A 24,254-nucleotide genomic window follows, 5' to 3' on the forward strand; every position below is an offset into this window, starting at 1 on the left:
GAGCAATCTGATGGGTCTGTGGGATGTCGACAAGATCGAGTACGTCGGACGGCAGGGTGAAAAGGAAGGCCTCGGTTTCCGCTACTACGACAAGGACAAGGTGGTGGCCGGCAAGAAGATGAAGGACTGGCTGCGGTTTGCCGTGGCCTGGTGGCACACCTTCAACCAGGGTCTGGTGGATCCCTTCGGCGATCCGACGGCCCAGCGTCCGTATTACAAGTACACCAACCCCATGGACCAGTCCCTGGCCAAGGTGGATTATGCCTTCGAGCTCTTCACCAAGCTCGGTGTGGAGTTCTTCTGCTTCCATGACCGCGACCTGGCCCCCGAGGGCGACACCCTTCGTGAGTCCAATGCCAACCTTGACAAGGTGGTCGACCGGATCGAGAAGAACATGAAGGACACCGGGGTCAAGCTGCTCTGGAACACCTCCTCGCTCTTCACCAACGCCCGGTTCGAAGCCGGCGCGGGCACCTCGCCCTTCGCCGACATCTACGCCTATTCCGCGGGCCAGCTCAAGCACAGCCTTGAGATAGGCAAGCGCCTGGGCGCTGAGAACTATGTCTTCTGGGGTGGGCGCGAGGGGTATGAATCCCTCTGGAACACCCAGATGAAGCGCGAACAGGACCACATGGCCCAGCTCTTCCATATGTGTGTGGACTACGCCAAGGAGATCGGCTTCGATGCTCAGTTCCTGATTGAGCCCAAGCCCAAGGAGCCGACCCTGCATCAGTACGACTATGATGCGGCCACCACCATCAACTTCCTGCGTACCTATGGTCTGCAGGACGATTTCAAGCTCAATCTCGAGGGCAATCATGCCAACCTGGCCATGCATACCTACCAGCATGAGATTCGCGTGGCCCGCGAGGCCGGATTCCTGGGTTCTCTGGACGCCAACCAGGGCGACAAGCTGGTCGGCTGGGACATGGACGAGTTCCCCTCCGACCTCTACGACGCGACGGCCGTTATGTGGGAGGTGCTGGCCGCCGGAGGAATCGGACCCCATGGTGGACTGAACTTCGATGCCAAGCCCCGTCGCACCTCCTTCCTGCCCGAGGATCTCTTCAAGACGCATATCGTCGGTATGGATACCTTCGCGGCCGGTCTGCTGATCGCCGACAGGATGCATAAGGACGGATATATCGAGAATCTCCAGGAGGAGCGATACTCCTCCTTCGATTCCGGCATCGGCACCAGCATCGAGGATGGCTCCGCCTCCCTGGCCTCCCTGGAGGAGTACAGCATCGACAAGCCGCAGTCCGAGCTGATTGCCGCCGACAGGTCGGATCATCTTGAGGTGGTCAAGGCCACGATCAACAACTACATTGTCGATACCCTCTCAGCAGTCTGATTATTGACCGCCACATTGCAGGCCCTGCGCGGTGCTTCGGCATCGCGCAGGGCCTTTCGTTGTAATCGATACCGATTCGACTCGGATGGGAAGTAGCCCGCGCCACCTGGGGGCGGAAACGTCCGGGTCGGGGAACGTGAAGGGCCTCCTGCGGCAGTGCTCACAGGAGGCCCTTGTCTGGTCTTACTTCCGCCAGGATCGGTACTGGCGATAGGTTTCCTCCTCGGGTTCCCCCGTCAGGGTCTCCTTGACCTCGATGGACCATTCGGGAGGTTGGTTGTCCCCGGACAGGACCCAGGCGGCCTGACGGGCGGCTCCGATGGCCACGTACTCGTCGAGCTTGGGCAGCTCCACGTCCTTACCCAGGATCTGCGGTGCATACGCCCTGACTGCTCGGGATTTGGCACCGCCGCCTACAAGGAGGATTCGTCTTGTCTCGGTTCCCAGTCGTTTCAGCAGTTCCAGGCAGTCCCGCTGGGAGCAGAGCAGTCCTTCCACAAAGGCGCGGGCCAGGTTGGCCTTGGTGGTGTTACCCAGGGTGAGACCATGGATGCTGGCCTTGGCGTCAGGGCGGTTGGGTGTGCGCTCGCCGTCGAAGTAGGGTATCAGGGTGATGCCGGCCGCGCCGGGTTCCGACTGGTCGGCCAGGTCGGCCAGTTCGTCATAGTCGACGCCCAGGGCGGTACGACCGGCGTCGAGGATCCTGGAAGCGTTGATGGTGCAGGCCAGGGGGAGCCAGTGTCCGGTAGCGTCGGCGAAGCCGGTTACCGAGGCGGTCATGTCGTAGGCGGGAACCGGGCTGATGGCTGCGGTCACTCCCGAGGTGCCCAGGGATATGGATACGTCGCCGATCTGCATGGAGAGCCCAAGGGCGGTCATGGCATTGTCGCCACCTCCCGGGGCGATGATGCAGCCTCCTGGAACATTCTTGCCGGCGATGCGTGGGTCGGCCTTGGCGCCAATCTCGTGGGGTGCCAGTACGTGGGGGAGCATCACAGTGTCGGCCATCCCCTCCGGTAGGGCCATGGCCAGGAGATCTCGTCGGTATGTGTCGGTTGCGGAGTCGAAATAGCCGGTGCCCGAAGCGTCGGACCGGTCGGTGAAGAGGGATTCCAGTCCTGCGTTCCCGTTGCCTTGGGCGGCGGGACCATGCCCGGCAATGGCCCAGCTCAACCAGTCATGGGGCAGGCAGATGGCGGCGATTGACCTGGCCTTGTCGGGTTCGTTGCGGCTCACCCAGGCCACCTTGGTGATGGTCAGGGAGGCCACGGGCGATGACCCCACGGCCCTGACCCAGCGCTCCCGTCCACGCATCATGGTGTCTGCGTCCAGGTCGCCCTCGTCGGCCCGGCGGGGAGGACGACCCAGACGGGCGATCAGGTCATCAGCCTCGGGTGCCGAACGGGTATCGTTCCAAAGCAGGGCATCGCGAATCACCTGACCGGAATCGTCGAGGAGGACCATCCCGTGTTGTTGACCGCCGACCGATATGGCGGAGACGTCATCCAGGCCACCTGCCTGGCGGGCAGCCTCCTGGAAGGCCTCCCACCAGGCCTGAGGATCTATGCTGGTCCCATCGGGGTGGGGGGCCTTGCCGAACCGGACCATCCGGCCGGTTCTGGCTTCGGTGATTCTGACCTTGCAGGATTGGGTCGAGGTATCAATCCCCGCCACCAGAATCTCGTTCATGCCTGCCTCCTTGCATGGGTGCTCGTAGCGTCCTCGCTCCATATTAGCCCAGTTTATTAGATGAAAATACTAAAATGGGAAAACGGTGCATCGGCTTTCCGGGTCGAGAGAAGCGAGGTGTGCTGCAAGGCGCATCCCGTACTGGAAAGCGGGGTGCGCCTTTGTCATGTTTGGGCGGTCGTCATGTGATACTGGGAAGTCATGGAACCCGGATCAGGGGACTGTGGGTTATTTTGGAAGGTCGACCAGTGACTGCCTTACGCTCGATTAATCAGGATGATCTGAGGAATCACAACCTCTCGGTCATCATCGATACCATTCTGCGTTCGCCTATGCCGCTGAGCCGGGCCGATCTTGCCAAGGCCACCGGTCTGACCAAGGCGACCATGTCCCTGCTGGGTGCCCTGCTCTTGAAGAACCGGGTGGTCCGGGAGGGGAATCCGGAAACCTCGCAGATCACGTATGGCCGTCCCAGCACCCCCCTCGCCATCTCCCATGGTCGTTGGGCTGGTGTGGGCCTGCAGATCAATACCGATGGATACGGCTGTCTGGCCATGGACCTGGACGGTAGCCTGATTGATTCGGCCTGGGTCCACGATGACATGCATGAGGCCCGCCCCGATCATGTCTTCTCCAGTCTGGATGCCTTGGTCAGGCCCCTGGAGGCGAAACTGAAGCGTAAACGGTACCGGGTGGTGGGAGCCGGGTTGGCCCTGCCTGGCCTGGTTACCGACGATATGACCCTGTTGATGGCCAGAAACCTCGGCTGGGAGAGGTTGGACCTGTCCAGGTTCGATCTGGTGCAGCGTCTTGACCCAATCGCGGGAAACGAGGCCCGTCTGGCCGCGCTTTCGCAGATTCCCGGCTATGCCACCCAGCGTTCCACCGGTGGCGGCAATGACCTTCTTGGCCCGACGGATTCCTTCCTGTACATATCAACTGACATCGGTATCGGTGGTGCGGTGGTGCGCCATGGGGCCATTGAGGCGGGAGACCATGGGTTCGCCGGTGAGCTGGGTCATGCATCCGTCGATCTCAACGGACCGACCTGCCGATGCGGGCGCCGTGGGTGTCTGGAGACCTATGCCGGACGGAAGGCCCTGGTGGAGGCCGCCGGTATCGCCGCCGGCAGCGAGGCCCTTTCCTCACAGGCCATGGACGAGCTGTATCGGCGATGGCAGCAGGATGACCCCAAGGCCGTCGATGCCATAGATCGGGGTGTGGATGCAATGATCTCGGTCATTGCCACGGCCATCAATATCGTGGATGTCGATACGGTCATCCTGGGTGGGTTCTGGTCCAATTTCGGCGGGGACCTCGCCCAGCGGCTTCAGAATCGTCTGAATCAGCTGACCCTGGGCCGGGATGCCGTGCACGTTCGTGTCCTCATCCCCTCAAGGACCCCCAACCCGGCCCTGAGCGGGGCTGCTCTGATAGGTCTGCGCAGGTTCATCGACAATCCGCTGGGGTTCTTTGACGACTGAGGCCGGTAGGACTCGCACGCTTCAGGCCATCAGATCGGCGGAGGAAGGTCTCCGAACGCGAAATCAAGAAGATGAGAACAATCGGGGAGCCCTGCCATGCCTAATCGTCGACGGAGGGCTTTTCCCGTCCGTTGAACACGAAGAGGGCGCGGGCATCACCGGCATGGTAGTCGCGCCTTGTAGGTGCGGACCCTTGCCATGCGCTCTACGGTGCTGTCGGCGAGTGGGGTGGGGAGGTCGTCGGGGCTGAACCAACCCACTGACAGGCTCTCCTCATCACCCACGAAGGGGTCCTTATTTCCATCAGGGCCGGGCTTGCAGATAAAGAGGTGGTCCATGTACATGGCCCGGTCGCCGTTGGGGTAGGTGACAACCTCCCGGGAAGATGTGACCGCCACCAGATCGGTGACGACGACGTCCACCCCGGTCTCCTCCTTGATTTCGCGGGCAACGGTGTCGGCCGGGTCTTCGCCGGGCTCATTGATGCCGTAGACCAGGGCCCATTGGCCCGTATCCGCACGTTGCCCCATCAGGATGCGACCCCGCTCATCCTCCACGAACCCGGTCACCCCATTCAGCCAGAGCAGGTCGTGGCCGATGGAGTGCCGCAGGTTCAGCACGAAGTCCGGGGTGGGCATGGGTCAGTCCCTGTCCTGTCCGCTCTGGGTGGCCTGCCGGGCCATCCATTCCTGGACGTCCTCAACGGTCTTGGGGATGGCGGCGGAAAGCCACTCCGGGCCATCCTCCGTCATCAGCACGTCATCCTCGATCCGAACGCCGATGCCGCGGAACTCGGGCGGCACAAGAAGATCGTTCTCCTTGAAGTAGAGGCCTGGCTCGATGGTGAAGATCATGCCGGGTGTGATGGGTGCTCCCTGATAGGACTCATAGCGGGCCTCGGCGCAGTCGTGCACATCCAGGCCGAGGTGGTGGGCGCATCCGCAAGCGTGCCAACGTCGGTGCTGCTGCCCCTCGGGGGAGAGGGACTCTTCCACACTGACCTTGAGGATGCCCCACTCATGGAGGGTCTCCGCCAGGACCCGCATGACGGCATGGTGAATGTCCGAATAGGTGGCACCGGGCTTGGCTGCCTCGAATCCGGCCAGCTGGGCCTTGAGAACGGTCTCGTAGATTCGTTTCTGAAGGGGGCTGAAGGTGCCGCCTACCGGGAAGGTCCTGGTGATGTCGGCCGTATAGAGGCTGTTTACCTCGACTCCGGCATCAATCAGCAGGAGGTCGCCCTCCTTGACTGTTCCGTTGTTGCGCATCCAGTGGAGAACAGGGGCATGGCTGCCGGAGGCGATGATGGATCCATAGCCGACATCGTTGCCTTCCTCTCGGGCGTTGGCGTTGAAGACACCCTCCAGCATCCGCTCGGAACGGGGCTTGCCGACCACTTGGGGGAGGCGGGTCAGGATTTTGTCGAATCCGTCCTTGGTGGCGGCGATGGCCTTGCGCATCTCGCCCACCTCATAGGAATCCTTGATCATACGGGCTTCTGAGGTGAATTCCTCCAGCTTCTCATCCGCCGCCTGGTTCCTGTCGGGTCCGCCTATTCCGCTGGCCTTGCGGGCGGCCTCCACCTGGTTGCAGACCTCGGTGTCGGCGGTGCGAATCACACGGATCCTGACCGCTCCGTCATCCGGGCCCAGGTCCTTGGCGATGGCATCGGGGAAGGAGGCGATGTCGCGGGTGGGGATGCCGGTCATGACGGACAGTTCCTTCAGACCAGCCCTGGGGCCGACCCAGTATTCCCCGTACTGGGACGAACGGTAGTAGTCGGAGGTGGACTGGTCCGCCCTGGGGTGGACGAAGAGTTCGGGCGTATGCGTCCTTCCTGCACCGGCCTCTTCGCTATCGGGGGCCACTGGCTCCAGGACCAGGACCGATCCCGGCTCGAAGTCCTCGCCAAGCCCCGTGTAGTAGGCGAAGGTGGTGTCGGGGCGGAACGCATAGTCGTTGTCGTTGTTACGGGTCTTGAAGTCGCCGGCGGGGATGACGAGGCGCTCGCCGGGGAAGCGTCGTCCCAGCTCCTCCAGGCGGCGGCCGATGAACCTGCTGGATTCCAAAGGCTCCATATCGGGCTCCTGGGCCTGCCAGCCGGTGGTCATGAACTTCTGGAAGGCAGGGGAGTTGGGCCTGAGGGTGCGGTTGTTCACCCGATCGCTCATGTCCTGCTCGTTCACGTCGACATTCCTCAGGTCGGTATCGTCCCGTCCCTTGTCCTGAGCAACCTTTTCCGCGGGTGTCGTCACTATCCTCTGCCTCCTTGGGTCAATCCAGTCCGTAATCCCTCTCAATGAGCCGAGTCCGCGTCTGAGACGCGAAGGAAGAGGGATCTCTTGTGCTGTGGTTCCATGCTAGTGCCCGGCGCTGAAGAACACGAGGGCGGCATGTGGAGGAGGCGGGGCCTGCCCAGCAGGGTGGGCGGGGCTGTGCGAACGGTGGGCGGGGGATGCATCTCGGCCTTGGGATGAAGGCCTGCCCGGACCGCCCTGACGCATAGAATAGGTAGGGCTAGTACCGTACGGGAGCAGGAGCAAGGGCTGAGTATGTCATTCGAAGAACCCAACAGCGATGGTCAGGATATCCGCGAGGTGGAGCGTGCCATCATGTCGCGCCCTGCCGAGCACAACACCACCAATCTGGACCTGGATCGGATGAGTCTGATACTGGACCTCCTGGGGCATCCGGAGCAGAGCTTCCGTGTCATCCACATCACCGGAACCAACGGGAAGGGGTCAACGGCCCGGATGGCTGAGGCCATCGCCCGCACCTACGGCATGAGGACGGGCCTCTATACCTCCCCCCACCTGGAGCGGATCAACGAGCGGATCGCCATCGATGGGCAGGAGCTGTCGGATGAGCGCTTCGTGGATGTATACCGGCAGATTGAAGACTTCATCACGATGGTCGACGACCGGTTCGCCAAGGAGGGGCGGCCGCCGATGAGCTTCTTCGAGGTCCTGACGGCCATGGCCATCTGGGCCTTTGCGGACGCCCCCGTGGATGTGGCGGTTGTTGAGGTCGGTATGGGCGGACTCTGGGACGCCACCAACGTCCTGAGTGCGGATGTTGCCGTCATCGGTCCGGTTGACTTGGATCACATGCAGTGGCTGGGCGACACGGTCGAACAGATAGCCACCGAGAAGGCGGGAATCATCAAGGAGGGTTCCACCGTCATCGTAGGGCCGCAGCCCCATGAGGAGGCTGTCATGCCAATCATCGAGGCGGCCGCCCGTGAGCGTGGTGCAGCCCGGGTCCTCCATGACGGGCAGGAGCTGGAGGTGGTGTCCCGGATGCCCGCCGTGGGTGGTCAGGTGGCCACCCTGCGCACTCCCAACGGGGAGTACACCGAGGTTCCCATCGACAAGTTCGGAGCCCACCAGGCCCACAACGCCCTTGCTGCCCTGGCTGCAGCCGAAATCGTCATCCCGGTCAGCGGAACCCTCAATCAGGATCTGGTGGACGAGGCCCTGAGCGAGGTCCGCGTTCCGGGGCGCATCGAGCAGATACGCAACTCGCCCACCATCATCATCGACGGCGGGCACAACCTGAACGCCGCCCAGTCCCTGAGGGAAGCCATCGAGGAGAACTACCACTTCGAACAGCTGGTCGGGGTGGTGGCCATGATGGCCGACAAACAGGTCGAGGACTATCTGGGTGTTCTGGAGCCGATCATGGACCAGATCATCGTCACCGAGAACTCCTGGCGTGACAGGGTCATGCCCGCCGAGGACCTGGAGAAGATCGCCAAGCAGGTCTTTGGTCCCGACCGGGTCATCAGGAGGGACTCCCTTCCCGACGCCATCCAGGAGGCCGTCAATATGGTCGACGCCGAGGATGAGACCGGTCTGGGATACGGCAGGGGTGTGCTGATCTGCGGCAGTTTCGTCACCGCAGGCGACGCCCGTACCCTTCTCAAGGAGCATCACAACCCCGATCTGGACAAGCCCAAATCGGAGCGTGCCTGATGTACCTGAAGGAGCTGACGCTCAAGGGCTTCAAGTCCTTCGCCTCGGCCACCACCCTCCGGTTCGAGCCCGGCATCACGGCCGTGGTGGGCCCGAACGGGTCGGGGAAGTCCAACATCGTGGATGCCCTGGCCTGGGTGATGGGGGAGCAGGGGGCCAAGAGTCTGCGTGGCTCCTCCATGGAGGACGTGATCTTTGCAGGCACCTCCTCCAGGCCGCCGCTTGGACGGGCACAGGTGACCCTGACGATCGACAACTCCGATCATGCCCTGGACATCGACTATACCGAGGTGACCATCTCGCGAACCATCTACCGCAACGGTGGTTCCGAGTACGCCATCAACGGATCCGCCTGCCGTCTCCTGGACATCCAGGACCTTCTGAGCGATACGGGCCTGGGCCAGCAGATGCACGTCATTGTCGGGCAGGGGCGCCTGGACGAGATTCTCAGGGCCGATCCGAGCGGGCACCGTGCCTTTATCGAGGAGGCCGCCGGGATACTCAAGCACCGCAAGCGCAAGGAGCGGGCCCTGCGCAAGCTGTCCAACACGGAAACCAACCTGTCGCGCCTTGATGACCTGATAGGGGAGATTCACCGCCAGCTGGGGCCGCTGGGCCGCCAGGCGAAGGTTTCCCGTCGGGCCGACAAGATACAGGTCTCCCTACGGGACGCCCAGGCTAGGATCGATGCCGAGGATGCCCTGAAATCAAAGGAGGGGCTGGTCTCGGTCCGCCAGGAGATGGGGAGTGTCCGCCAGGACCTGACCTCGCGTCAGCGTGATCTTGCCCGGGTCAAGCTGAAAATCGAACAGGCTGAGTCGGTCTCCAGCAGATCGAACCCTGAAATGGAGCGAATCAATCAGGTATGGCATGACCTGACCCAGCTTCAGGAACGGTTCCGGTCGATGGCCTCCTTGGCCGACGAGCGGGCGCGCTCCCTCCAGGGACGCATCATCGATCATCCGGGAGACGACCCGGAGATACTGCGCAAACGAGCCAAGGAGCTTGAAGATCAGGCTGAGGCCCAGGAAACGCAGGTGTCCAATGCCCGTATCGCCCTGGACAAGGCGGTGCAGTCCAGGGCCGACCAGGAGAAGCAGCTGGCGGCCCTCCGCCAAACCCTGACCGAGCTGCGACAGAACGCTCGGCGGCGTGATGCCAGGCTGGGCGACCTGCGACAGATGGTGGCCAAGGAGGAATCGGCCCTGGATCTGGCCCAGCGACGTACGGACGACTTCGATCAGCAGGAGGTGGGGCTGGTCAAGGAGCAGGACCAGGCCAGACAGCGTCTGGACCTTCTGGAGGAGGAGTCCAGGGAGCCTGCCCAGGAAGATCCCCAGGGCATCGAATCGGCCCAGGAAGCCAAATCGAAGGCCCGGCAGGAACTGGACGCCCTGGAAGAGCAGCAGCGCCTGCTCGATGCCCGGATCATCTCCCTCAAGGCCAAGGCCGATGCCCTGACCGACACCATCGAGAGCAGGAGCGCCTCGGACAAACTGACCGGTCAGGACGACTTGGTTTCCTTGGGTTCCGTCACTGATTTCATTCAGGTCGAGGAGGGTTGGGAGGAACCTCTGGCCCATGCCTTGCGTGATTATGCCGGAGCAATCGTCGTGGACGGTCCCGATACCCTGCTCAAGGCCCTGGACCGTGCCCGTGATGACAGACTGGGCAGGGCGGCCTTGCTTGTGCCGAGTGACGCAGTGCAGGACGATGCCATTCAGAAGGGTGCGGGGGAAGGCGAAGGCCACAGGTCCGCAGCATCGCTGGTCGGACCACGCAAAGCAGCCTCGGAGGGTGGAAGCGGCCAGGCCGACAGGGTTCTGGCGGCCATCCGCCTCCTGCTTGCCGGAACGGCAGCTGTAGAGGACGGTCGAGCCGCCCTGGAGGCTCTGAAAACCGGAGATTGGGATCAGGCCGTGACCCGGGATGGAGACCTTTTCGACCGGGTGGGGGCTGTAGGCGGTTCATCCCCGGCCACCAGCGACCTGGCCTTGGTGGCCCGCAGGGACAAGGCCTTGGCGGAATCCGAAGGGCTGGTCCGGGAGTCGGAAGCCCTCACACCCAAGGTGGAGGAGGCCCGGAAGACCCTGGACCTGGCTATCAGGCAGGTGGAGGAGGCCCGGAACCGACAGACCGAGGCAAGGCTCAAAGCCGAACAGTCCGCCCGTGCCCTGGAAGGGGCCAGGACCCAGGCGGCGCAGGTCAAAGCGCGGCTCCAGGACCTGAGGGAGCGCAGGGATCAGGCTCAGGAGCAGATCCATATGCACACCCTGAAGCTGGAAGACCTCAAGTCAAGCCTGGCCAAGGCGGAGGCCAACGGGGACGACCAGGTCGATCTGGATGACATGGACCGCCGGTCGGGGGAGTTGGAAGGTGCCCTGGACCAGGCCCGGTCCCGGGAGATGGAGGCCCGGTTGACCTGGAAGGAGGCCGACCGGAAGGCCGGTTCCCTGACCCGGCAGGCGGAACTGCTCATGGATCAGGCCAATCAGGCGCAGCAACGCAGGGAACATCAGCAGAAGGAAAACGAGCTGCGGCGCCAGGAGGTCGGAACACTCAGGGGCATCAGCTCCCAATCCATGCTTCTGTCCGGCCTGGTCACCAAGAGCATGGAGGCGGCCACACAGGAACGGGAACGCCTCCAGGAGCGGGTCTCCGCTCAGGATCAGGAGCTGATCGGTCTGCGCAAGGAACGGGATGGGTTGGAGCCCGAGGTGGCCGCCCTCCAGGAACGTGAGCACACCCTGGACCTGAACCGTGAACGCCTGGCCACTGAGGATGGTCAGCTCAGGCAACGGATTCATGACGACCTGGGTATGGAGGTCGATGAGCTCATCCGCGAATACGGACCGGACAGATCGGTACCGGTCCTTGATGACGAGGGCAACCCCGTGCCCCTGGATGCGGACGGGGCCGACTCCGATTCATCTCCGGAGTCGGTGACCGATACCCGACTTTGCAAGACCGTACCCTATGTTCGTGCAGAGCAGGTCAAACGACTCGAAAAGGCCAAACGGGACCTGGCCGCCCTGGGCAAGGTCAATCCCCTGGCCACCGAGGAATATGATGCCCTACAGACCCGTAACCGATACCTGAACGAGCAGCGCAATGATGTGGTCAAATCCAGGGACGACCTGATGGGGCTGGTCAGGGACCTGGATAAGACCATGGTCCAAGTCTTCAAGGAGGCCTTTGACGACACGGCCGAAGCCTTCGAGCGGATGTTCGGCACCCTCTTCCCCGGTGGCACCGGCAGGCTGCGTTTGGAGAACCCGGATGACCTCCTGACCACGGGGGTGCTGGTCGAGGCCAGTCCCGCCGGGAAGAAGGTCAGACAGCTGTCCCTCCTCTCGGGTGGGGAGCGCTCGCTGACGGCCCTGGCTCTCCTCTTTGCCATCTTCACGGCGCGCCCCAGCCCCTTCTATGTCATGGATGAGGTCGAGGCGGCCTTGGATGACGTGAACCTGACCAGGCTGATCAAGGCTTTCAATCAGCTGCGTGAGCATGCCCAGCTGATTGTCATCACCCATCAGCAGCGGACCATGAGCATCGCCGATTCGCTCTATGGCATCACCATGCGTGGGGATGGTGTCACGTCCGTCATCTCCCAAAAGCTCGACAGGGAGCAGGACGAAGGGTAGGGTTCATCGGTCATCGACACGGAACGCCGTGAACCACTTCGGACCGGGCCTGCCCGTGCGGGCCCAAAGCCGTCAGGGTGCTGGGCGGAGTGAACCATGTTCCCAAGAGGCTTTTCGACAACTTTGATTGAATCGCTTCTGCTGCTGCTTATTCCTGCGATTACGCGGATATAGGGTCGATCAGTGGGATGATTCCGCCCGGAGTTCCTTGGCCCGTCGCACGGTGGATAGGGCCAGGATGGCCTGAGAGTCCACGATGGGCAGGTCGGGCATGGGGTAAACCTCGTTCAGGGCCGACAGCTCGGTACAGCCCAGCAATACCGTGTCGCAGCGGTAATGTTCCAGGAACTCCTGGACCACGGCCAGATACCGGTCCCGGTCGAACCTGCCCTCCTTTACATCCTGGTAGATCAGGGCGTTGACCTTGTCCTGGAGGGCCTGGTCCGGGTCTACCAGGTCGTAGCCCGCCTTGCTGGCAGGGCTGTGGTAGATGGCCGCATGTCGGGACCCTTCCGTCCCCATGTACCCCATCCGGGGGTGGGTGGAGGAGGGGAAGTGCTCCACGGCCCAGTCGATGGTCTCCTGGGGCATGTTCAGGATGGGCACCGTGGTGCGGTCCTGGAGGCGGGGCAGGACCAGGTGGGCCGTATTGCAGGCCATGACCATGAAGGAGGCACCCATCCGGGTGGCCTGGTCCACATCCTCGGCCAGGTAGGGGTAGGGGTCATTCGTGCTCCGCCCCAGAATGAAGTCCGTCCTATCCGGGACCGTGGCATGGTTGAAGACCACATAGTCCAGGAACTCCTGATCGCGGGTGGCGTGTGTCTCCTTGTCGAGAACGCGCACGAAGCTCTCGGTGGCCATGGTTCCCATGCCGCCCAGAACGGCGAAGAAGTTCCTCATGCCAGGCCTCCCTTGTCCCTGAAGTACTGGGCATAGCGTTTGCGGTAGATGGAGAACATATGCCGCACCATCAGCCAGCGCAGCGGATTCCTGTCCTGCCTGTACTCCAGGGTGGTTCCCCAGTCGCCGCGCTTGATCATGGACAGGGCACTGTCCTTGTCCTTGGACGGCTGGGTGTAGGTCTGGAAAATGTCCTGCGGGATTTCCATCCATAGCCTGTGTCCCCGGCCGAAGACGGTGCGGCCGTCGAATGCCGAGTCCTCGACCAGGTCCTCAACGAAGTACCGGGCAAGGTTGAATCCGTTCAGGGTCACCACGTAGCTGCTTCGTCCCTGGCGGAGGTTGATTTCGAAGAGCTTGTATGTATCATCGCGCGGGTCGTACTTCATATCGAAGTTGGCCACCCCGCAGTAGCCGATATCCTCCAGGAACGTCTTGATCCGGTCGAAGATGCCCTGGTTGTAATCGGGGATGATGGCCGCATAGTTCCCCACGGCCTCAGGGGTCGGGTCCTCCAGCAACGGGTGCCCCAGGAACATCATCCGCACCCGATGGTGCTGGTCCACGTAGGCGTTGAGCACCCGCATGTTCTCATCGCCGCCGGGAATGAAGTCCTGGATGACCATCCTGCCGGTGTACCCCGCCTGGTAGGCACGGTGTATCAGGGTATCCAGCTCCTCCGGGTCCTGGATGATGAAGGCCTTCTTGCGTCCGGGGAAATCGATACCCAGCCACTCGTCGCTGTCGGCGGGCTTCATGGCCACCGGGTAGTCGAAGGGGAGGTTCCGATGCTCACCGGCCTCCACGCCGGCCTTGTCCACGCTCTTGGTCAGCGGATGGGGAAGGTCATATTCCTCGCAAAGGTCGTAGAAGGAGGATTTCAGGCTCAGCCTGCGGTTCAGATCCGCATCGATGGCGTTGAACGCGAAATACCGGCGGAGGGGTGCGCCAACCTGATCCAGAAGGTTGGCGTAGGTATCCCCGCAGGGTAGGAGGATGAGGGTGGTTCCGGGGTGCTTCTGCAGGTATTCCCTGGCCCAGTCCGTCAAAGCCTGGACGAAGACCTGGGGCTTGGTGAAGTCCTTTACGAGATGGACGTCGATGATTCGGCTGTACTTGGTCGGCGACAGCTGGAAGTGGGCGAAGGCGGTCGAAACCAGTCCGTAGGCCTCATGGAAGGCCCTGGCCATGCCGTAGGCGTTGATATCGCTACCTAAAATGACCGGCTGAAATCGTTTCATCTGTGTGGACCACCTGCTGTGTTGACCTCGGTTGGAATACTCGTACGGATTTCTATCATATAGCCCGCCCTCCGCTCATCCCCGGGGTGTGCCTGTGGCACCCAGATCATGGCTGCGGGTTCCCAGGAGGCGTGCCACGATCCGGTCATCGCCCTCGTAGGGGATCTGCTGGTGACCAACCTTGATCCAGCGCTCCTCGCCCTTGCCGATGACCAGGATGACCTGGAACCCGGTGCCGTCGCCCGCCCCCTCCTGGATGGCCGTGGTGATGGCCTGGGTCCTGTCGAGGATGATCGAGACGTCCAGATCGGGATTGGTCACATAGCCCAGCATTTGCCGGCAGATGCGGTCGGCTCCTTCCGTGCCTTCATCGTCGCCGGTGATGATGAGCCGATCCACCCTGTTCTGGGCGGCCTGGACGATTCCCTGGCGGCGGTCGATGGCCTTGTCGCCCGCTGAGCCGGAGACCAGGGTGACAGCCGGGTTGCGGTTGCCGAACTGCTCATCCACGAAGTCCAGGAGGGCCTTGACCGAAGCCTGGTTATGGGCGTAATCCACATAAGCCACCCGATTGCCGGAGGCAAAGTGTTCCATCCTTCCGGCGATTCTGACTTCCTCCATGGCCTTCAGGGCCTCCTGGTCGGGTTTCAGGCCGAGAGCCTGAACCATGGCCAAGGCGGCACACGCATTCAGGGCATTGAAGTCCCCGTCCATGGACGGATTGATCGCAGTCATGGGACCCGAGGCCGGTCCAATCAAATAGGAGTCCGCCGGGCCATCCTCGTGACGTTCCCCGAGCCGGACCAGGAAATCCGCATCCTGTCGCGGCCGGGATCCCGCCTCGGTTCTGTCCATGCCGAAGGTGGTCAACGGTGTGCCTGCGGCTGCCGCATCCTGCCTGATCAGGTCGGCATGGGCGCAGTCGGCCCCCAGGACCAGTTTCCTGGAGTTGTAGGTGAGCTGACGCTTGCAGAACAGGTAGTCTTCGAAGGTGGGATGCTCAATGGGGCTGATGTGGTCAGGGGAGACGTTGAGGAATGCGCCCAGGTCGAAGGTCAACCCATAGACCCTGTCCACCTTGTAGGCCTGGGAGGAGACCTCCATGACCATGTAGCGCATGCCGGCATCCACGGCCTGCCGCATCATCCGGAAGAGGTCCAGGGACTCCGGGGTCGTCAGTTCGGACTCCCGGTAGTGCTGCCCGTCCAGGCAGTTGTCGACGGATGAAAGGAGGGCCGCCCGTCCGCCCGAAAGCTGGTTGAGCATACTCTGGAGGAAGTAGGCGGTGGTCGTCTTCCCCTTGGTTCCGGTGATGCCGACCAGGGTGAGGTCATCCTGCGGGTATCCGTAGTGGGCCGCAGCCAGGAGGCTCATGGCCTTGCGCACGTCGGAAACGATGATGCCCGGGGCCTGGCACCGTTCGGACAGGTCAGTCTCGGCCACATAGGCAGCCATCCCGGCCTGGTCGCATCCGTCCAGGTATTCGGGCTTGAAATTCCCCTTGCAGAAGAGGAGACTGCCCTGTTCCACCTGGCGGGTGTCGTAGGTCAGCGTCTTGAACTCGGCAGGCTCGCCGTCCTGGTTCGGAGCATCCAGGGACCAGTCCCCGCCCTGAATCACCTCGCGGAGCAGGTGGTGCCTGCCCAGCAGATCCAGTGCGGAAGTCATCGTCAGAGCCATGCCGTCTCTCCCTTCACCCATTGGGAATCTGGTCGATTGTGCCGGTAGGCGGGAATGCCATGGGCGCGACCAGAAGCCAAGTCTATATCGGCAAGGGACGGAAATCTCCTGGCGGGGCATCGCCTTGACCGAATGGACAAAAGCCCCGGGCGGGGGAGGGGAGGTTTCAGAACCAGGTATCGATTGCCGGGCGGCTTCCCTTTGAGGCGAGCCATTCGTTGAACTGCTCCAGCCAGGTTCTGTGCGCATCACGCTGCCAGTCCATGAGCTTGCCCAGGGTGATGCTGCCTACCTGCGGATAAAGGGTCGTCATAGGCTCGATCAGATCCACCGAGGCCACCGTGTCGGTGGTTGCGTCGTGGAAATCCCCATGAGGAACGACCCCGTAGTATTCGGTCGTATAGGTCAGGGTCCGCCGCCCGGAGCGGTGCGAAATGGCCCTGTCGATGACCAGCGGATCGACCACCAGGAGCTCCCTCTCGGGCATTGGTTCCATCCTGCCTGAGCACCATTGGCGAATGTCGCCGTTGAGCATACGTACATCGAAGGGGGCATTGTAGGCCAGGAGCGGTATGTGCTTGCTCTGGGCCGTCATGATCAACCCGGCGATCTGCTCTATCGACTCGGCGGGTTCACTTCCGTTCGCGGCCAGGTACTCGTCGGTGAAGCCATTGACCCGGCTGGCTCCCTCGCTGATATGCCGGCCTGGGTTGATGATCCACTCGGCCACGGCATCACCCTCATACCCTGTTCGGGGGTTACGCAGTACCAGGCTGGCCGATACGATGTTGTCCCGATTGGGGCTGGTGCCCGTGGTCTCCGTGTCGAAACCCAGGAGCCAGGACTGGTCAAGCCTGGTCGTCATATCCTGTTCAGGCGCGGAGTCAAGCGCTTCGTGCAAGGCTGTAAGAACGGTGCTCATGGTTGCAAACCTTCCCTTCAGGGAACATGGTAGCCGAGGGTCTTCTCGGTTGGGTAGTTTCTGCAAGGGGTACCCATGTCGTAACCCCGTACCGGTCGGCCGAATGGCAGAATGGAGGCGTGGCAGATCAACAAGAGCTCGAAGACAGGAAGCGTCGGTTCGAAGAGCTCGCCATGCCGGCTGTGGATGTGCTCTACCGTCAGGCCATGAGACTGACCAACAACCCCGATGATGCCCAGGACCTGGTGCAGGATACCTTCGAGCGGGGGTTCAAGGCCTTCGACAGGTTCGAGCCGGGCAGCAACTTCGAGGCATGGATGACCACGATTGAACGCAACGCCTACTTCAACCAGTATCACAAGGCCAAGCGCCGTCCCAAGCGGGCCAATGACTCGACCGGTGAGTACAACGACTGGGATATCTACTCCGCATCGGAGCATGGCTCCGAGGGGCTCAAATCGGCGGAACAGGAATATCTGGAGACCTTCGCCCCCCAGGAGATCATGGCCGCCCTCGACCGGCTCAGCCCGGAGCGCAGGCGGGTCTTCATCGATGCCGCCATCGACGGGAAGAGCTATCAGCAGGTGGCGGATGAAGAGGGCATCAAGATAGGCACGGTCATGAGCCGGCTGAACCGGGCCAGGTCCCAGCTCCGTCAGGAGTTGGAACGCTATGCCAAGGAGCGTGGATACGGATCTGGCGGGTCCAGGTCCGGTAAGGCCAGTCCGGGCAAGCCCTCAGCAGAACCTGGCGGCGAAGGTGCCGCCCGTCCTAGTATGAAGTCAGGGACAGCGACCAGGGGCCGCTGAACAGGGAGCATGGAGTTCCCCGATACTGTTCAGGAAGCAGGGAATCGCGATGGATAGACGCATTGAAGTGAGTCAGTACGTCTCTGACGACAGTCGTGGGACCGTCAGCATCACCAGCGCCAGCCTGCATATTCACGATGAGACCCCTATGGCACCAGTGGATGATTGTTTCGACCCGGAGACCTGTTGCGATGAGCGGGAACGTCTCCTGATCGAGGAGTTGCGGGAGTATCTGCGTCCCCAGTCTGCGCCGGCCTGCCTGATTGACCGTCTACGCCGTATGTTCGACCAACTGGAGGATGCTCCGGTGAAGGAAGGCGACACCGCCCGTCGGATTTAGCCGATCCAGAGGCTCCCTTGGTGGTAGTGGGTCTTCGATGACCACACAGGTCCGGTTGCTTCCATGCAGGGAGGGTCCACATAAAAAGAACCCCGGTACCGATAGGTACCGGGGCCAACGATCAGGTGTTCGGCCTCTTGCCGTGGTTGGCGGCCTTCTTGCGGCGATCCCTGCGCTTACGTCCGCGCATGCCCATAATGGACTCCTTTGCTACTGATGGTCTTATAAGCCTTGTCGATTATCGCACACCGACTTGACCATTCTCAGATTGTACCCGTCCCGGCTGCCGGTTCAGACCCGTTCCGCCCTGTACCCGATCTGGGTGGTATATACCGATGCCGGTTGGAGAACCACCAGATTCTCGCCGGTGCGGAAGGCGTTTGCATAGGCCGTCATGGGTTCCACGGCGACGCCGGCCGGCCGGAAGGAGGCATCGAAACCGGTGCCGGTGCAGACCTGCCAGGACGTAATGGTCTCGTCGCCCCAGAGCTGAATCCGGATCCCGTCGGGGCGGGTGAAGACGGCCGTGCAGGTTCCGTCACCGGCCCGGTCGACATCGGTCCAGGCATCATCGAAGGCCTGTCCCTCCAGGCTTGGGCCTTCCCTGAGATCCGTACGTCCCTCAACGGGCTCCTTGCCCTGGGGGAGGAGCCGGTCTGGGCTGGCGATGATATGGGTCCTGCACGGCAGGGAGAGGGAGCACCTGCCGTTGTCCTCCTGAATGGCATCACCCTTCCCGTTGGCCCCGTTGGCCAGCCAGGGATGGATTCCGAAGGCCCAGGGTGCAGCCTCATCGCCCATGTTGGTGGCCGTGGTGGTCATGGTCAGTCCACGGTCATCCAGGGTGTACGTGACGCCGACCAGGACGTCGAAGGGGTAGGAGGCCAGGTCGGGTACACGCCAGACCAGGGTCACCGAGGACTCGCTGAGGCGCTCAAGCTTCCAGTAATAGCGGTATCCGAAACCGTGGATGGCGGTCCGCCTGCCGTGCTCGTCGATGGGCATGGAATAGGTCTTGCCCTGGAAGGTGTACTCCCCGTCCTCGATCCGGTTGGGATAGGGGACCAGCACGCATCCGTTGGAGCAGGGGACAAGTCCGTCGGGCTCGAAGGACGCAATCAGATCCTGGTCCTGGTACCTCAGTACACGCAGGGTGGCTCCAAGCTCGGTCACCACTGCCGAGTAATCCCCATGGTGAATGCAGTATTGCTGACCTGTACGCGGCATTGCCTGGCCTGCCATCTCACTGTTATGCATAGCTTCACTTCCGTAGTGTTTGCGACTTTCCCTCACAATCCTACCTGGTGACACCCTTCTTGGGGTTCTTGGTGAAAGAGTGGCTCCCCGCATGGCAGGGAGGGGTCGGACCACCTACCATGTGCTTGTACCGGAAGTCGCACCCGGGCGATCGGTTCAGGCCTATCGGCCAGGGTGTGGCCCGGGAGTAGTCGTTGCCCGACCCTTGGTTCGGGTAAGGGTGTGATTGCGGTTCTGTAAGGAGTCTTCAGTGTCAGGGTTCAGAGCAACCGGCGTCGGGCAGGTCTTGGATCAGTCCGATACCCAGGCCCTCCGGGACGACCGGGAGGTCATCCTCGCCGACCCCAGGGGGTTCTGTGCCGGAGTTGACCGGGCCATCCAGACCGTGGAGACCATCCTGGACGCCTGGACTCCGCCTGACGGGGAGGCCGATGATGCCGACCTGCCGCCGGTCTATGTGAGACGCCAGATTGTGCACAACCGTCACGTGGTCGAAGACCTTTCCGACCGCGGGGCCGTTTTCGTCGACGAGCTGGACCAGATTCCCGACCGTGCCGTCCGGGCCGGGGTGCCTGTGGTCTTCTCGGCCCACGGCATTGCACCTGCGGTCCAGGACGAGGCCCGGAGGCGGGGGATGGAGGTGGTCGATGCAAGCTGCCCCCTGGTCAGCAAAGTGCACCGGGAGGTCCATCGTTTCGTCCGTGACGGGTACCAGATCGTGTATATCGGCCATCGCGGCCATGATGAGGCCATCGGCGTGGTGGGCGAGGCTCCGGAGCACGTTCACCTGATCGAGCATGAGGCCGATGTTGATGGGCTTGACTTCACCTCGGAGACCAAGCTGGTCATGCTGACCCAGACCACGCTGAGTCTGGATGAGACCGCCGATATCGTTGCGGCCCTTCATCGCCGTTTTCCCTGGATCGAAGAGCCTCCCGGGTCTGATATCTGCTATGCCACCCAGAACAGGCAACATGCCGTCAAGCTGGTGGCCGGGCATGCCGACTGTGTGGTCATCGTCGGGTCTGCAAACTCCTCGAATTCGGTCAGGCTGGTCGAAGTTGCGCAGGACGTGCTCAATGAACGGTTCGCCGCCGGTGATGCAGGTGCCGAGGGTTCCGGACCGGGGCGGGCGCATCGGGTCGATGATGCCAGTGATCTGGACCCCTCCTGGTTCCGGGGGGTCACCAAGGTCGGACTCTCATCGGGCGCGTCGGTTCCCGAAGACCTGGTCCAGGGTGTCTTGGATGCCTTGGCGGGATGGGGCTACGGGAGGGTCTCCTACGCGGAGACCATCAAGGAGACCATGCACTTTGTTCTGCCCTCGGCCTTGCGTTCTCGGGGTGCATCCGGCAACAGGAAGACAGGGGCTTCGTCTCCCGCCTCAGCCACGGAGCGGCGGGACTGATTCCCGTTTCCGATGTGCCCGTGCCTTTCGGGAGTGGATGATTCCCGGCACTTCAGCCTTTCAGCTCGTTCCCCGCTCTTACGGTTCTGTGCTTGACGACCCCAGGTCAGGTTATCCTTGGGTCTGTTCCATCGGGCGATGTCAAGAGGAAGAAAGGTTGGTGGCCCCATGATGCAGGCAATCAACGCCTGGCTGCTTGCCGCCGTTTCCGGCGGATGGGGTCTCTGGTCCCTTTTCCTGGCGGCCTTCCTTGATGCCCTGATCATCCCCATTCCCACCGAGCTGGTGGTGCTGGCCACGGCCACGGCTTTCAGGGCGGGCGGATCCCCCCTGCCCATCTGGGTGATCCTGGTCTGCGTCCTGGCCTTCACCCTCGGGGATGTCTGCACCTATTGGCTGGGCAGACTGGTGCCATTACGACAGATCGTCTTCTTCCGGGGTGCAGCCGGAAAGGCCGTGATTTCATGGGCTCACAGGGCTTTTGAGCGCGGGGGAGGGTTCTTCACCGTGGCCTCCCGGTTCGTGCCTGCTGGGCGTACCATCATCAACCTGACCGCAGGTGCGGCCCACTACCCGCTGAGCCGATACATCCCCCTGTCGGCCCTGGCCGGAGGCCTCTGGGGCATATACATGTGGACACTTGGTTATCTGGCCTCCGCCTGGCTTGCCAATAACCCCCTGACCGTGATGGCCCTGGGTTTCCTGGTTGGTATGGTGGTCGGCTTTCTTTGCGACATACTCATGAAAACCGTTTCGCGTTCTCGTTGAGGAGACGGTCTCTGGGCATGAAAAAGGGGCCACCCCCCGATTGGAGGAGTGGCCCCGGACTATTCACCGCATCGGAATGATGCTCACTCGCCCAGCTCGGCGAAGTAGAGCAGGGTGCGAATCATGTTGCTGGTGAAGCCGTACTCGTTGTCGTAGAAGGCAACGGTGCGGACCAGCTGGTCATCGCCGTGGGTGTTGACATCGGTCTGGGTGGCATCGAAGATACCGCCGTGGGTATCGCCGATGACATCGGAGGAGACGATGCCCTCATCGTTGTAGCCGTAGTACTCGGTGCCCTCGAAGGCCTTCTTGGCGACCTCGTTGATCTGGTCGATGGTGACCTTCTTGTTGAGGACGGTGGTCAGCTCGGTGACGGAGCCGGAGGGGACGGCCACGCGCTGGGCATGTCCCTGCAGCTTGCCGTCCACGGTGGGGACGACCTTGCCGATGGCCTTGGCGGCACCGGTGGAGTGCTCGATGGTGTTGATGGCGGCTGCACGGGTGCCACGGGGCTTGCTGCCCTTGGGGCCGTCCAGGAGCATCTGGGAGCCGGTGTAGGCGTGGATGGTGGTCATGTAGCCGATGCGGATGCCGAAGTTGTCATCCAGCATCTTGACCATGGCGGCCATGGAGCCCGTGGTGCAGGAACCGGCGGAGATGATCTTGTCGGAAGCCTTGAGGATGTCCTGGTTGACACCGAAGACCACGGTGGGGGTGGTGTCGTCCTTGGCGGGAGCGGAGATGAGGACCTTCTTGGCTCCGGCGTTCAGGTGGGCCTGGGACTTCTCGGCGGAGGTGTAGAAGCCGGTGCACTCGAGCACGTAGTCCACTCCGTCGTTCTTGACCCACGGGATGTTGTTGGCGTCCTTCTCGGCATACACGGGGTATTCCTTGCCGTCCACCACGATGGCGGTGTCGGTGGCGGAAACCTCGACCGGGGTGCCGTCGTCATGACGGAAGTTGCCCTGGGTGCTGTCGTACTTGAGCAGGTAGGCCAGAATCGACGGGGTGGTCAGATCGTTGATGGCTGCCACCTCGATCTCGGAGGCGTCGCCGCCACGGGCCTGCAGCTCGAAGATGCGACGGAAAGCCAGACGACCGATACGACCGAAGCCGTTGATGCCAATCTTTACTGTCATTGATTTCTCCCTTGGAGACCGGCCGTATACAGAACAAGTGACTCGGGACTGTACACGTCCACTTACTGATAACATCTCATACTTTAGTGGGTCGTGTGTACTTTAACCAAGCGGAAGGCCGGGGAATGTCGGGCCAAAAACGAACACCTGCAATGTTAGAAATTGTTGTACATTATTCAACCAAACCGCTCAAGATTTGTGAGGATTCTCGTTCGCATCAGCCCACCATTGCTCCCACTGTGGTTGACGGAACCCGACCAGCACCGTGGATCCGTCGACCAGAATAGGACGCTTGACCAGCATCCCATCGGTGGACAGGAGACGCAGGGCCGCCTCCCTGCTCATTTCCGGCAACCTCCCACTCAGTCCCATGGATCGGTAGAGTTGCCCGGATGTGTTGAAGAACCGCTTTACCGGCAGTCCACTCAGCCTTTGCCATGTGTCCAGCTCCTCGAACGTGGGATTGTCTCCTTTGATGTCACGTTCGAGGAAATCGATCCCTTGAGACCTGAGCCAGGTACGCGCCTTGGCACAGGTCGAACAGGGCTTGTAGCAGACAAAAATCGGCTTGTTCACTGGGTTTTCCGTGGATGTATCCGACATGATGCTGACCTTTCTCTCTCGGCATGGCCTCCGGGCATTTCCTCCACTGCGCGGGTTCATTCGCTGCCCTGAACCGGGGAGGTGGTCGGGTCCGTTTCCTCTTCGACCTGGTCCCGTCCTGGTCGGGTCAGCCAGCGGGAGGGTCGGGTATCGAGGTGGCCCAGGGATGTGGCGGGGGTGATGTCCGTGTGCCAACTTGGCATGGGGGCCGCGTCCGGATAGGTGACGTAGATGATTCCCCTGTCCAGGCCGATCCGGGCGGGGGTGTTCGGAAGGAACTCGTTACTGACACCGGTCAGTTCCAGGTTGGTCATGGTCATTCCCTCGACCTGGTATTTCAGGCCACGCTCGTTGATGCCCTCCGACCGATCGGTGGCCGAAAGGACCGAGACCATGGCCCGCTCTCCGGACCGCCAGGGGGCGAATGAGAGGAAACCCCGGCTGATGGCGGTGACGATTATGCCGTCGCCATATAGGCTGGCTCGTCCTCCGGCGGCCGCCACCAGGGAGATCATGTTCAGGTTGGCCAAGGTGTGGTCCATCCGTCCGCCCAGACCACCGTAGATACGGAAGATACGGCAGCCGGCCTCCCAGCCCAGTTTGACTGCGGCCAGCATGTCGGTGTCGTCTTTCTCGGCCGGCAGCCGCTGGTATCTGGTCGGGGACGGTGATTCCGGTGAGGTGGCTGCACCCTGCGAGGAAGGTCGTCTCATGGACGAGGGCGAATCGGTTGACGAGGAGCGGGATTCGTCCGGTGCGGGCGTGCCTGGTGAATGTGCAGAATCACCGTCGTTTCCGCCGCGGTCCACAAATGCAGACCTGTCGGTTGTGATGGAGTCGAAGTCGCCCACGACCAGGTCGGGGGTGACACCCCTTGAGGCTGCTTCGTCCGCCCCGCCGTCGGCGGCGATGATGATGTCGGCATCAGAGGATGCCGTTTCGTGGCCGTAATACTGACCGGCCCCCCAGATCTGGCAGATACGGGGGGAGGTGTCTTCAACCGGTTCCTTCATCCTTGTCCGCCTTTCCTTGGCCGATC

Annotated in this window: 19 protein-coding genes and 1 pseudogene; 8 read left to right on the forward strand and 12 right to left on the reverse strand. The window is 62.2% G+C overall.

Going from position 1 to position 24,254, the window contains the following annotated elements:
• The first annotated feature begins 10 nt into the window (after window positions 1-10).
• The gene (gene xylA, locus BINDI_RS02195) at window positions 11-1,354 is read left to right on the forward strand and encodes a xylose isomerase (RefSeq protein ID WP_033489842.1); all 1,344 of its coding nucleotides are present in this window, start codon (window positions 11-13) and stop codon (window positions 1,352-1,354) included.
• 183 nt (window positions 1,355-1,537) lie between these two features.
• On the opposite strand, the gene xylB is transcribed toward xylA, so the two are convergent.
• Window positions 1,538-3,043 carry a xylulokinase gene (xylB, locus tag BINDI_RS02200; RefSeq protein WP_033489843.1) on the reverse strand — a complete coding sequence of 502 codons (1,506 nt, stop codon included), beginning with the start codon at window positions 3,041-3,043 and terminating at the stop codon, window positions 1,538-1,540.
• Between the two features lie 248 nt (window positions 3,044-3,291).
• Here xylB and BINDI_RS02205 point away from each other — a divergent pair, with 248 nt between their 5' ends.
• On the forward strand, window positions 3,292-4,527 hold the full coding sequence (locus BINDI_RS02205) for an ROK family transcriptional regulator (protein WP_033489844.1): 1,236 nt from the start codon (window positions 3,292-3,294) through the stop codon (window positions 4,525-4,527).
• A 100-nt stretch (window positions 4,528-4,627) separates the two neighbouring features.
• Here the strand turns inward: BINDI_RS02205 and BINDI_RS02210 are convergent.
• Together BINDI_RS02210 and BINDI_RS02215 are read right to left on the reverse strand one after the other, a co-directional pair.
• A pseudogene (locus tag BINDI_RS02210) lies at window positions 4,628-5,165 on the reverse strand (NUDIX hydrolase).
• 3 nt (window positions 5,166-5,168) lie between these two features.
• Complete coding sequence (locus BINDI_RS02215) at window positions 5,169-6,728, reverse strand: aminopeptidase P family protein (protein WP_052108884.1); 1,560 nt, start codon at window positions 6,726-6,728, stop codon at window positions 5,169-5,171.
• Between the two features lie 351 nt (window positions 6,729-7,079).
• Here BINDI_RS02215 and BINDI_RS02220 point away from each other — a divergent pair, with 351 nt between their 5' ends.
• Together BINDI_RS02220 and smc are read left to right on the forward strand one after the other, a co-directional pair.
• Window positions 7,080-8,501 (forward strand): bifunctional folylpolyglutamate synthase/dihydrofolate synthase, encoded by a 1,422-nt coding sequence (locus BINDI_RS02220; protein WP_033489847.1) that lies wholly within the window; start codon window positions 7,080-7,082, stop codon window positions 8,499-8,501.
• Window positions 8,501-12,145, forward strand: coding sequence for a chromosome segregation protein SMC (smc, locus tag BINDI_RS02225; RefSeq protein WP_033489848.1), 3,645 nt, complete (start codon window positions 8,501-8,503; stop codon window positions 12,143-12,145). Before BINDI_RS02220 ends, smc begins: the two co-directional genes overlap by 1 nt.
• A 180-nt stretch (window positions 12,146-12,325) precedes the next feature.
• Here smc and BINDI_RS02230 read toward each other — a convergent pair whose 3' ends face one another.
• The 4 genes from BINDI_RS02230 to BINDI_RS02245 all read right to left on the reverse strand — a co-directional run bounded on the left by BINDI_RS02230 (window position 12,326) and on the right by BINDI_RS02245 (window position 16,891).
• Entirely contained in the window at window positions 12,326-13,048 is a 723-nt protein-coding gene (locus BINDI_RS02230) for an aspartate/glutamate racemase family protein (RefSeq protein ID WP_033489849.1), read from the reverse strand.
• Window positions 13,045-14,289: a carboxylate--amine ligase gene (locus tag BINDI_RS02235; RefSeq protein WP_033489850.1), complete on the reverse strand. Its 1,245-nt coding sequence runs from the start codon at window positions 14,287-14,289 to the stop codon at window positions 13,045-13,047. The genes BINDI_RS02230 and BINDI_RS02235 overlap by 4 nt, the downstream gene beginning before the upstream one ends.
• Window positions 14,290-14,364: 75 nt before the next feature.
• Window positions 14,365-15,969: a UDP-N-acetylmuramoyl-L-alanyl-D-glutamate--2,6-diaminopimelate ligase gene (locus BINDI_RS02240; RefSeq protein ID WP_033489851.1), complete on the reverse strand. Its 1,605-nt coding sequence runs from the start codon at window positions 15,967-15,969 to the stop codon at window positions 14,365-14,367.
• Window positions 15,970-16,135: 166 nt separating this feature from the next.
• The gene (locus tag BINDI_RS02245; RefSeq protein ID WP_033489852.1) at window positions 16,136-16,891 is read right to left on the reverse strand and encodes an exonuclease domain-containing protein; all 756 of its coding nucleotides are present in this window, start codon (window positions 16,889-16,891) and stop codon (window positions 16,136-16,138) included.
• Between the two features lie 173 nt (window positions 16,892-17,064).
• Between BINDI_RS02245 and BINDI_RS02250 the strand changes: the two genes are divergently transcribed.
• Together BINDI_RS02250 and BINDI_RS07425 are read left to right on the forward strand one after the other, a co-directional pair.
• Window positions 17,065-17,700, forward strand: a complete 636-nt coding sequence (locus BINDI_RS02250; protein ID WP_033489853.1) for a sigma-70 family RNA polymerase sigma factor — start codon at window positions 17,065-17,067, stop codon at window positions 17,698-17,700.
• A 49-nt stretch (window positions 17,701-17,749) separates the two neighbouring features.
• Window positions 17,750-18,040: a hypothetical protein gene (locus tag BINDI_RS07425; protein WP_237742963.1), complete on the forward strand. Its 291-nt coding sequence runs from the start codon at window positions 17,750-17,752 to the stop codon at window positions 18,038-18,040.
• Window positions 18,041-18,161: 121 nt separating this feature from the next.
• Here BINDI_RS07425 and BINDI_RS07755 read toward each other — a convergent pair whose 3' ends face one another.
• Together BINDI_RS07755 and BINDI_RS02260 are read right to left on the reverse strand one after the other, a co-directional pair.
• On the reverse strand, window positions 18,162-18,236 hold the full coding sequence (locus BINDI_RS07755) for a 50S ribosomal protein bL37 (RefSeq protein WP_099327425.1): 75 nt from the start codon (window positions 18,234-18,236) through the stop codon (window positions 18,162-18,164).
• 95 nt (window positions 18,237-18,331) lie between these two features.
• Window positions 18,332-19,282 (reverse strand): aldose 1-epimerase family protein, encoded by a 951-nt coding sequence (locus BINDI_RS02260; RefSeq protein WP_033490791.1) that lies wholly within the window; start codon window positions 19,280-19,282, stop codon window positions 18,332-18,334.
• Between the two features lie 301 nt (window positions 19,283-19,583).
• Here BINDI_RS02260 and BINDI_RS02265 point away from each other — a divergent pair, with 301 nt between their 5' ends.
• Complete coding sequence (locus BINDI_RS02265) at window positions 19,584-20,705, forward strand: 4-hydroxy-3-methylbut-2-enyl diphosphate reductase (protein WP_052108888.1); 1,122 nt, start codon at window positions 19,584-19,586, stop codon at window positions 20,703-20,705.
• Window positions 20,706-20,873: 168 nt separating this feature from the next.
• A complete protein-coding gene (locus BINDI_RS02270) occupies window positions 20,874-21,473 on the forward strand; it encodes a DedA family protein (protein ID WP_033489854.1) in 600 nt (199 codons plus the stop codon).
• Window positions 21,474-21,556: 83 nt separating this feature from the next.
• Here the strand turns inward: BINDI_RS02270 and gap are convergent, their stop codons facing one another.
• From gap to BINDI_RS07100, 3 genes are all read right to left on the reverse strand, one after another.
• Entirely contained in the window at window positions 21,557-22,612 is a 1,056-nt protein-coding gene (gene gap, locus BINDI_RS02275) for a type I glyceraldehyde-3-phosphate dehydrogenase (protein ID WP_033489855.1), read from the reverse strand.
• Window positions 22,613-22,801: 189 nt separating this feature from the next.
• A complete protein-coding gene (locus BINDI_RS02280) occupies window positions 22,802-23,215 on the reverse strand; it encodes an arsenate reductase family protein (RefSeq protein ID WP_052108676.1) in 414 nt (137 codons plus the stop codon).
• 56 nt (window positions 23,216-23,271) lie between these two features.
• On the reverse strand, window positions 23,272-24,228 hold the full coding sequence (locus BINDI_RS07100) for a thiamine pyrophosphokinase (protein ID WP_052108677.1): 957 nt from the start codon (window positions 24,226-24,228) through the stop codon (window positions 23,272-23,274).
• Window positions 24,229-24,254: the final 26 nt, after the last annotated feature.

The organism is Bifidobacterium [indicum] DSM 20214 = LMG 11587, from assembly GCF_000706765.1.
GTDB lineage: Bacteria > Actinomycetota > Actinomycetes > Actinomycetales > Bifidobacteriaceae > Bombiscardovia > Bombiscardovia coryneformis.